The sequence below is a fragment of the Brevibacillus brevis genome (assembly GCF_022026395.1).
Classification (GTDB): Bacteria; Bacillota; Bacilli; order Brevibacillales; family Brevibacillaceae; genus Brevibacillus.
Genome location: NZ_CP041767.1, coordinates 3,300,658 through 3,309,869, shown reverse-complemented (window position 1 = coordinate 3,309,869; position 9,212 = coordinate 3,300,658). Strand labels below are relative to the sequence as shown.

General features: G+C 46.3%; 9 protein-coding genes. 8 read left to right on the top strand and 1 reads right to left on the bottom strand.

The window, feature by feature from the left end; all coding sequences use genetic code 11:
* Positions 1-45 precede the first annotated feature (45 nt).
* Positions 46-573, bottom strand: coding sequence for an isochorismatase family protein (locus tag FO446_RS15825; protein ID WP_221868560.1), 528 nt, complete (start codon positions 571-573; stop codon positions 46-48).
* Between the two features lie 84 nt (positions 574-657).
* Here FO446_RS15825 and FO446_RS15820 point away from each other — a divergent pair, with 84 nt between their 5' ends.
* The 8 genes from FO446_RS15820 (at position 658) to FO446_RS15785 (ending at position 9,189) form a co-directional block, all read left to right on the top strand.
* Entirely contained in the window at positions 658-1,302 is a 645-nt protein-coding gene (locus FO446_RS15820; RefSeq protein WP_173607800.1) for a hypothetical protein, read from the top strand.
* A gap of 104 nt (positions 1,303-1,406) precedes the next feature.
* Positions 1,407-1,766, top strand: a complete 360-nt coding sequence (locus FO446_RS15815; RefSeq protein ID WP_173607799.1) for a YmaF family protein — start codon at positions 1,407-1,409, stop codon at positions 1,764-1,766.
* A 130-nt stretch (positions 1,767-1,896) separates the two neighbouring features.
* Positions 1,897-2,598 carry a YjjG family noncanonical pyrimidine nucleotidase gene (locus tag FO446_RS15810; RefSeq protein ID WP_232772993.1) on the top strand — a complete coding sequence of 234 codons (702 nt, stop codon included), beginning with the start codon at positions 1,897-1,899 and terminating at the stop codon, positions 2,596-2,598.
* A 73-nt stretch (positions 2,599-2,671) separates the two neighbouring features.
* Positions 2,672-4,501 carry a UbiD family decarboxylase gene (locus FO446_RS15805; RefSeq protein WP_232772992.1) on the top strand — a complete coding sequence of 610 codons (1,830 nt, stop codon included), beginning with the start codon at positions 2,672-2,674 and terminating at the stop codon, positions 4,499-4,501.
* A gap of 119 nt (positions 4,502-4,620) precedes the next feature.
* A complete protein-coding gene (locus tag FO446_RS15800) occupies positions 4,621-5,568 on the top strand; it encodes a hypothetical protein (RefSeq protein WP_237898487.1) in 948 nt (315 codons plus the stop codon).
* Between the two features lie 183 nt (positions 5,569-5,751).
* Entirely contained in the window at positions 5,752-7,722 is a 1,971-nt protein-coding gene (locus tag FO446_RS15795; protein ID WP_237898486.1) for a BglG family transcription antiterminator, read from the top strand.
* Positions 7,682-8,827 carry an amidohydrolase/deacetylase family metallohydrolase gene (locus FO446_RS15790; protein WP_173607795.1) on the top strand — a complete coding sequence of 382 codons (1,146 nt, stop codon included), beginning with the start codon at positions 7,682-7,684 and terminating at the stop codon, positions 8,825-8,827. Before FO446_RS15795 ends, FO446_RS15790 begins: the two co-directional genes overlap by 41 nt.
* On the top strand, positions 8,818-9,189 hold the full coding sequence (locus FO446_RS15785; RefSeq protein ID WP_173607794.1) for a hypothetical protein: 372 nt from the start codon (positions 8,818-8,820) through the stop codon (positions 9,187-9,189). Before FO446_RS15790 ends, FO446_RS15785 begins: the two co-directional genes overlap by 10 nt.
* Positions 9,190-9,212 lie beyond the last annotated feature (23 nt).

Sequence of the window (9,212 nt, the reverse complement as noted above, 5' to 3'; positions counted from 1 at the left end):
AAAGGATTGGCTATCAGCTAGTTCTCTTTTAAGTGCCTTCTCACATCACTTGTATTTTTCAGTGTACTCGGCGTAGTTTACTACTTCAATGACACTCGACCAACGAAGAACGGTACCTACAAACCGGTTAATGTCTAAACCTTGCATGCCGTATGTTTCGGCGGTATTTGTTGTTCCAGTTGCGTCCTTAATGAATGTCACTTTATATCCGCGATCATAGGCAGCGATCGCCGTAAACATACAACAAAATTCCGTCTCAAAACCGATGATAAAAAGATGATCGACCCCTAACTTTTCTAAAGTGTGTGAGAGCTCCGTTTGGAAGAAGGAGCTAGGAGTATGCTTCTCGATTAAGTAGTCGGAATAGTCTTTTAACGAAGGGCGTATTTCAGAGCCGATAGAGCTTCTATTCAGTGGACTTTCTTCTGCATCATCGATATGTCTGATAAAAATGACAGGGCGATTGCTCTCTTTAAAATCTTTGATTACCTGTTCCATCAAAAAAAGTTCTTCTTCGTAATCCCCACAAATCACAATTCCGTTTTGTACATCAATTACTAAGAGTGCGTTCATTGCTTCACCTTCCTTTTACCTTGTTGAGAGATAATATACCATGAGATAATGAAGGGAAGGAAATAATAGGAAAGGTTGATTTACATGAGAGTTTCATTTTCTTATGCATTCATACTTGTTGCCTTTATTCTTGCTACAGGATGTGGTTCAACCAATTCAAGTGCTTCATCCGCGTTTTCCAATTTAGCCACACAAGGCTCTTCTTCCACGAGTGAAGCTAAAGGGGGAGTGGTGGAATCAGAAAATAATAATGTCGCTACGTATCTTTCGATGGCTGTACTCGCCCTACATGAAGTGAATGGCTTTAAAGCTGGAGAAGAATTTCCACCGGAATCCAAAGCGTTTTTGGCGAAGTATGCTCATCTGTTCCCGGCAACCGGGGAGAAAGTGAAGGAAGCCAAGCAATTAGTTGATCAAAATGTGCAACCGAAACATATCAATAAAAATATTTCCAAGTATCATGCCTCGATGATTCAAGATAAAGGAACAGTGCTAAGCATCGAAGAGGAAGAAATACCGGAAATGGGAACCGTTTCTGTCTTGCATGTCGTCAATGACGAGGAGCATAGCTACCAAGTCGTTTATCTAGGTGGATTAGATATCTACGAAGAAGATACAGTTGAATTTCTGGGGGTTCCAACCTTACTCTCAGGTTTCGATAATGTAAGTGGCGGATATACCAATTCGATCATTATTGCAGGGAGCTATGTTGGAAAAAGTGTGAACTAAGCTAGGGTAGTATGGATTTTCGTAGAAAACAAGCTGTTGACCAGTTCGCCTCCTTGTCTGCCTGAATATAGTGGGAGTAAGCCAAGGGTGGAAGGATGGAAGTAATGGCGAAAAAGAATAGGATGAAATGGAAGTTAAAACGAAAAAGTACAACGCGGCTTCAAAGACATGTTCATGAGTTTTTAGGTAGTACGCAGCTTGCAGAACAAGGAGCAGATCGGCATAACCACCGTTTTGCTGGTGTCACTGGTCAAGCCATCCCGAGAGGAAACAGCCACGTTCATGTCATTCGATCCAGCACAGATTTCTTTAATCATCTGCATGGTGTGAGAATTGTTACTGGACCTGCCATCCCGGTTGGGAATGGGAAACATGTTCATTTCGTAAGTGGATCGACCACATTCAACGATGGTCATGTTCATCGGTTCAAATTCGCGACGTTGATCCAGAAGCCGCTCCTCTAAAATAGCTTTCTTGGCCTCGAATGATACAGTTCGAGGCTTTTTGTATGCAGTTTGGCCTTCTATTTTTGATATGATAGAAAGGTGTTAGTTTGTACGAATACTTGATCAGTAAAGATTTCTGGAGGTTGCCATGCGCTATCAAGTCATCTTATTCGATGTAGATGATACACTTCTTGACTTCAAAACGACAGAAGAAAATGCTTTGCAAAAGACGTTTTCCCAGTTTGGACTCGCTACGGGATCGTCTGATTATGGAGCGACCTACAAAGAGATCAGTAAAGGATTGTGGGAGGATTTAGAAAAGGGGCGGATCACTCTAGCAGAGCTGGGTGTAGAGAGATTTCGTAGACTTTTCAAAGCTGTTCAGCTAGACGTCGATGCAGAGGCGTTCGGCAGCACCTATCTTGAATCCTTGGGCAAAGAAGTGCATTTGGTACCTGGAGCGGTTGAATTGTGCAACAGTTTGGAGGATTGCCGCTTGGCGATCATTACGAATGGGTTCGCCTCTGTGCAAACGGCAAGAATTGCCGCTTCACCGCTTTGCGACTCTTTTGAGCATCTGATTATTTCCGAAGAGGTCGGCTATAAGAAGCCGGATCGGGAAATTTTTGACTACGCGTTTTCCAAATTGCAATGGACGGAGAAGGCGAACGTATTGATGGTGGGAGATTCGTTGACCTCTGATATACAAGGGGGAGCGCATTACGGGATCGATACGTGCTGGTTCAATCCGCTGGGCAAGCAAAATCAGACGAGCATTCAGCCGACGTACGAAATCAGAGAGCTGAGCGAGCTTCAAGAAATTGTGCGGAAGGGTATCGTGAATTTGTAGGATCTTTCCTGTATGATGAGAAGGTATTGATCTACAGGTAAATCTAGAATCTAGTGATTGGAGCCCTATAGATATGTATCAGAATTTAGAAGAGTGCATCCTTGACTTGGAAAGGCACGGACATTTGGTCCGTATTCGCGAAGAAGTAGATCCCTATCTGGAAATGGCCGCCATTCATTTGAAGGTGTATGAAGCAGGCGGACCAGCTTTGTTGTTTGAAAATGTAAAAGGCTCAAAATTTCGCGCGGTATCCAATCTATTTGGTACAATTGAGCGCAGCAAGTTTATTTTCAGAAGCACCTGGAAAGCCGCTGAAAATATCATCGCCATGCGCAATGATCCGATGAAAGCGCTAAAGCAGCCATTTAAAAATATCGAGAACGGCTTTGCTGCTCTGAAAGCATTGCCTGCAAAAAAATCCACTAGCATGCCGGTAACTGCACAGGAAATCAGCATAACGGACCTTCCACTCATCCAAAGCTGGCCGATGGATGGTGGAGCTTTTGTGACGCTGCCCCAAATCTATTCGGAGGATCCGGACAAGCCGGGAATCATGAATTCCAATTTGGGTATGTACCGTGTGCAGCTTACTGGTAATGAGTATGAAGTAAACAAAGAAATTGGCTTGCACTATCAAATCCATCGTGGAATCGGAGTCCACCAAGCCAAAGCGACCAAAATGGGGATGCCGCTGAAAGTAAGCTGTTTCGTAGGCGGGCCACCTGCACATACTTTGTCGGCTGTAATGCCGCTGCCAGAAGGCTTGAGCGAAATTACTTTTGCAGGTTTGCTCTCTGGGCGTCGTTTTCACTACAGCTATATCGATGGTTACTGCATAAGCAATGATGCGGATTTTGTCATCACAGGAGATATTTATCCTGGAGATACGAAACCAGAAGGACCATTCGGTGACCATCTGGGCTATTACAGTCTGATCCATCCATTCCCTGTGATGAAGGTAAAGAAAGTGTATGCCAAGCCGAATGCCATTTGGCCATTCACAGTTGTGGGCCGTCCGCCACAAGAGGATACATCGTTCGGTCAGTTGATTCACGAGTTAACGGGTGATGCGATCAAACAAGAAATCCCGGGTGTTAAAGAAGTCCACGCAGTAGATGCCGCCGGTGTACATCCGCTGCTGTTTGCCATCGGAAGCGAGCGGTATACGCCATATCAGCAAGTCAAACAGCCGACGGAGATGCTCACCATTGCCAACCGCATTTTAGGGACGGGACAATTGAGCTTAGCCAAGTATTTATTCATTACCGCCGAAGAAAACCGACCATTGACGACGCATGATGAAGTTGATTTTATGACCTATATTCTGGAGAGAATCGATTTGCATCGCGATGTTCATTTTTATACAAACACGACTATTGATACGCTGGATTATTCGGGAACGGGCTTAAACAGTGGCAGTAAGGTTGTCCTCGCAGCTTACGGCGATCAAAAACGAGAGCTGTGCAAAGAGGTACCGGATGAACTGAAGGATTTGCGAGAGTTTGAGAATGCCCGCCTGATTATGCCAGGTGTGGTGTCGATCCAGGGTCCTGCATTTACCGATTACGCGAGCGCCCAGCAGCAATTACAGAATCTGTGTGATGCGATTCAGGCGAGGGGGCCGATCCCGTCTTGCCCGATGATCATCCTTTGTGATGATAGTACCTTCCTGAGCGCGTCGCTACAAAACTTCCTGTGGGCAACCTTCACACGAAGCAATCCATCCCACGACATGTACGGTGTGAACAGCTACTATGAGAACAAGCATTGGGGTTGCGATAATCTGATTATTGATGCCCGCACCAAACCACATCAAGCACCCCCATTGGTACCAGATCCAACGGTCGAGAAAAATATCGAACGACTGTTTGTCAAAGGTGCGAGCTTGGGTGGAATTCTGTAAGCACCTCCTACAAGTAGAGGTATTGGTAGAGGTCCGTAACCTTTCGTTGCGGACCTTTTTTGTGTAATGATACTATTTGGATGGAGGTTTTCACCAAAAAATGGTTGGAGGGGTACGGAATGCTTTTCATGAAGCGAAAGCAGTCTTCGTGGATTTATTTCCTCATGAGCTGGATGGTTGCATCAGCCTTGCTTGTTACATCGTCACCAACAGTCACCTTGGCATCTGAAGAAATGGAAGAGTCGATACCGGTTGAACTAAATATAAGTCCAGACAAAGACAGGTATGCTCCCGGTACGAAGATTCAGGTGGAGGCCGTTACGAAAAAAGAGGGAAAATCATTCGAAGCGAAAATCGTGGTTAAGGCAAAAATGGATAAAGAGCAGACGATAACCATTGAGCCAGACACGAAAATAAAGGGAAAGAACTATGTGTCAAAGGCGACATTTACACCGGAGGATATTATCGGCGACAGAGTGGGAAGTTTGGGTATCGAGTTTGAGATCATTATGAGTGATACAGATAAAATATGGGTAGGAAGAGCGAATAAAAGGATCTTTGTAGACAACATGCCGGTAACGGTGCCTTCTGTAGATTCAGAATTTTTTATTTCACCTGAACAAAAACTTAAAGTTGGTGAAAAAATAAAATTCACTGTACATACTCCGTATAAGGGAATGATTCGAGAAGACGCGAAGTTTTTATTTTTCTCGTTTAATTCAGTAGATACGACTCAAAAGGTAGAAAAAGTAAGAACCACACATGATCGCAAGAAAGGGGTATACGTAACAACAGGCTACTTTACTCCACGTAAAGAGGGAACCTATACTCCTTTCTTTTTCTTGAAAATGTATGATAAAGAAAAAGATGAGGAGATAAGTGGAAGCGGAGTGATAAAGTTTGACGTGACCGAAATCAATGAAGAATATGATGATGAAAATAAAACGCATAAAGTACTGCTAAAGTTCAAGCCAGAGCAAAAAAAGACACATAAGTTTGGGGCAGCAGTGAAAAATATCGAAACGGATACAAAGGCAACTGCAAAAACGACGATCTATGTCAAATAGGTTATACAGAGAGGATGGCCCCAGTTTTAACCGGGGTCATCTTTTTCATTGCTGTCGAATCAAACTGATAATTGCAAAAATTGCACGATTGATGGGGAAAGGAATCGTTCTTTACCACCGAGAAAGCGTTTTCTATAATGAATCTCAAGCAAGGACACAGCTTTTTATGGAAAGGAGAAAGGAATGGTCTTTTTAACCACACGTTCCCATTCATTACTGAAGGTGATACTCGACAGCTATTATCCGCTGAAAATTAAGGATGTAGCGCGCGATTTCCAAGTTAGCGAGCGAACCGTCAAGTACGATCTGGAGAACGTCAGGCAATGGCTAAAGGAACGAAATGTCATCCTCCATTCTCAACCGAATAAAGGGCTGTGGATCACGGAAGAACAAGAGCATCGAAATGCTTTGAAGGAAAATTTGCAAAGGGATGACAGCAAGACACTCATTCTGCCGCAAAAGGATCGGGTCAAGCATTTTTTGTTCATTCTTCTGCTGTCAGATGGGTATCAGAGGATGAACGATTTGGCCGACCACATGGGAGTCAGTCGCAATACAGTCGTTGCCGATGTTAAGGACGCGGAAAAGCTGCTCGATGGCTGGCGTCTTGAGCTCGTCACGAAGCAGAGGTACGGTGTACGTGTGGACGGGAGTGAGCGGCACAAGCGGTATGCTCTCGAAAACTTGATTCACGATCTGTTGGATGGAAACGACATGTATCGGATGGTACAGGGGATGTTTTTAGAAAATGGACAAGAGGCGAGAACGGGTCCGTTATTGGAGAAGTGGCTGATCAGCCGGGCAGAATTAGGGGAGATTATTCACAGCATCAAAGCATGGATGAATGCTGCTGCGGAGACGCTGACAGACCGAGCGCTGATTAGTTTGCTGATTCGCTTATGCATTGTCGTCCATCGCGTACAGCGGGGTCAATTGGTCACTGCAGATGATGCCGAGATGGGAGAAGCGAGGCATTGGATCGGGTACGAGCTGTTTTCACACGAGGTTCGAGCATTATGTCAGCGATTGAACGTCGTTATTCCCGAACACGAGATTGCGTATGCGTGCCTTCCTCTGTTAGGGACCGAACAGGTGCCACGAGAGGCGCGAGCAGGGAGGATTGTTTTGGACGTTTTCCAGGCCACCAAAGAGCTGACGGAAGCGGTTAGTAACCGGATGCTGGCACCGTTGTACGAGGATCAGGAACTGGTCAGACTGCTATTTGCTCACCTGGATGACAGTTTGAACCGTTATCGTCAGGGAGTTCTTTTTGCGAATCCTCTGACGGAGGAGATTCGCCGTTCCTACGCACGCATGTTTGATGCAGTCAAGCGCTCATGCGAAGAAGTGTTTTGGCATCGCGGGGTGTATTGGCTTGATGCCGACATTGCTTACTTTGTTCTGCATTTTCAAGCAGCTTATGATCGCTGGCTGGAGCAGAAAAAGGCAGATGCGCTCGTCGTGTGCGGAACAGGCAGAGGGACTTCACGGTTTTTGAAAACGTACCTGGAAAGCGAATTGCGTTCACTTCGGGTCGTAGGCCTGTGTTCCAGCACAGAGGTAGAGAAGTATTTGGCGAGTCGTCGCGTGGATGTCATCATTAGTGTCCTTCCGATCAAAGCTGAGGTGCCTGTTGTGATTGTCAGTCCTCTTCCAACCCGCCAAGATATCAACCAGATTCAGAACTGTCTGGAAGCCTTGCAAGTGGAGGGAGGAATTCGAGAGCAGGCTGTGAATGCTCGCAAGGAAGCTTGGTTCCCTACTCTGACTGCTGATCTTATTCCGTCAGATTTGCCGGTGGTCGAGAGGCTGTCCCAGGATGTCATTTGCAAAGGGTATGAAATCAGTCAAAAAATCGTGACTGCTTTCCGGGAGTACCTAACAGAACAAATGGCAAGCGGACTGACGCTGCACCTCCTATTGATGGTAAATCGACTGGCTTTTGGCTCACCTTATCAGGAGGAGTGGGAATCGTCGGCAGAGGCGGAATCGATAGAATGGAAGGCATGGCGTGAAAGGCTGAACCGATTGATGGCTGAGGCAAACCTCCAAGTTCCACCTAGTGAAGTGACGGCCATTATGCGCTATTTTTCAGGAAAGGGGACGGTAGAGAGTGAAAGTGGATCTACTCATACGCAACGGACGGGTCGTTGATCCTTCCCAGAACCTGAACGGGCACTATGATCTTGCCATTCGGGAAGGGCGGATCGTTGGGTTGTATGAGAAAGGGAAGACAACCGATGATCAAGGGATGAATCTGGAAAGCAAGGAGATAATCGATGCTGAGGGATATGTGGTGACACCTGGTCTGATCGATTTGCACGCTCATGTTTTTCCGACAAAGACGAGTTTGGGCGTAGCCGCGGATCGGGTCGGGATCGAGCAAGGAGTGACAACCGTAGTAGATGCTGGCAGTGTCGGACTATGGTCGTTTGATGCTTTTCTTGAAGAAGCAGTGTATCCTTCTGTTACTCGTGTTCTGGCATTTCTGAACATTTCAGGGGATGGCTTGTGCACAGGAGGCGGGGAACTCGCAGACATGTCGCGGTTAACCCCGAGAGAAGCGGCAGCCCTCATAAGAAAACAACCGATTTTACGAGGGGTAAAAGCCCGCATGAGCGGTTCTGTCGTCAAGCAAAACGGGATACAACCCTTGCTCGTAGCCAAGGAAGCAGCGAGGGGAGCGGGCGTACCTATGATGGTTCACATCGGAAACGCTCCGCCAAAACTCACGGAAATATTGCCTCTCTTAGACCGGGGAGACGTAGTGACACATGCGTTTCACGGAAAAAAAGGAGGGATGTTCGACGAACGAGGAGAGTTGATACCAGAGGCGCAAGACGCGTTGGAGCGGGGAGTCTTACTCGACATCGGGCACGGCGAAGCGAGCTTCAGCTTCCAAACATTGCGTCATGCGCAGGCCCAAGGTATTAAGCCACATGTCATTAGCACGGATGTTCACCGGCGCAACATCGATGGTCCTGTGCACAGCTTGACGCACACCCTCACGAAGTTTCTCGCCATGGGTTATTCGCTCGACGATGTGATTGCTGCGAGTACGCTTGCGCCCGCACGAATTCTCGGGCTGGAAAACGAGATCGGGACGTTGAAAGTAGGGGCATGCGCGGACGTATCCATTTTGCAGATTAAAAAAGAGCCGACAATTTTGACCGACAGTGAACAAGAAACGGTGGAGACAATGGAAAGAGTAGTGGCTTATCAAGGGATTACTTCGGGAAGGGTACTGACATGCAAATGATTGATGACATTCTCAAGGAACTGATTGAGACAAAATCAGAATATTTATCTGAAATTTCAGAAACAAAACAAATTCTCCAAAAAATTGAGGAGGAGTTCCGCCTCATGGAGATTCAAATACCGAGAGATCGCTGGCTAGCCATCGGAGCTCATGTACTGGCATTTGTACGACGGATGACCAACGGTGAAAGGCTGCCCGTGATTGAAGCGGAGTTATTCGCCGAAATTCATCCCGATATGGTTACGCTCTCGCACAAAGTTCTTTTGGAAGAGAAGAGTGCGTGGCAGGCAGATGACACAGAAGCGTTTCTGTTAGCAGTTCATTTTGAAGCCATCCGTGCCATGCAGATGGGGCCATCGTAAAACATTGCTGTGAATATAGGGAG

What these genes read in the sequence shown, in the direction of transcription:
- FO446_RS15815 (WP_173607799.1), top strand. Translation starts at nt 1,407, where the DNA reads ATGGCGAAAAAGAATAGGATGAAATGGAAGTTAAAACGAAAAAGTACA.
- FO446_RS15800 (WP_237898487.1), top strand. Translation starts at nt 4,621, where the DNA reads ATGCTTTTCATGAAGCGAAAGCAGTCTTCGTGGATTTATTTCCTCATG.
- FO446_RS15785 (WP_173607794.1), top strand. Translation starts at nt 8,818, where the DNA reads ATGCAAATGATTGATGACATTCTCAAGGAACTGATTGAGACAAAATCA.
- FO446_RS15810 (WP_232772993.1), top strand. Translation starts at nt 1,897, where the DNA reads ATGCGCTATCAAGTCATCTTATTCGATGTAGATGATACACTTCTTGAC.
- FO446_RS15805 (WP_232772992.1), top strand. Translation starts at nt 2,672, where the DNA reads ATGTATCAGAATTTAGAAGAGTGCATCCTTGACTTGGAAAGGCACGGA.
- FO446_RS15825 (WP_221868560.1), bottom strand. Translation starts at nt 573, where the DNA reads ATGAACGCACTCTTAGTAATTGATGTACAAAACGGAATTGTGATTTGT.
- FO446_RS15820 (WP_173607800.1), top strand. Translation starts at nt 658, where the DNA reads ATGAGAGTTTCATTTTCTTATGCATTCATACTTGTTGCCTTTATTCTT.
- FO446_RS15795 (WP_237898486.1), top strand. Translation starts at nt 5,752, where the DNA reads ATGGTCTTTTTAACCACACGTTCCCATTCATTACTGAAGGTGATACTC.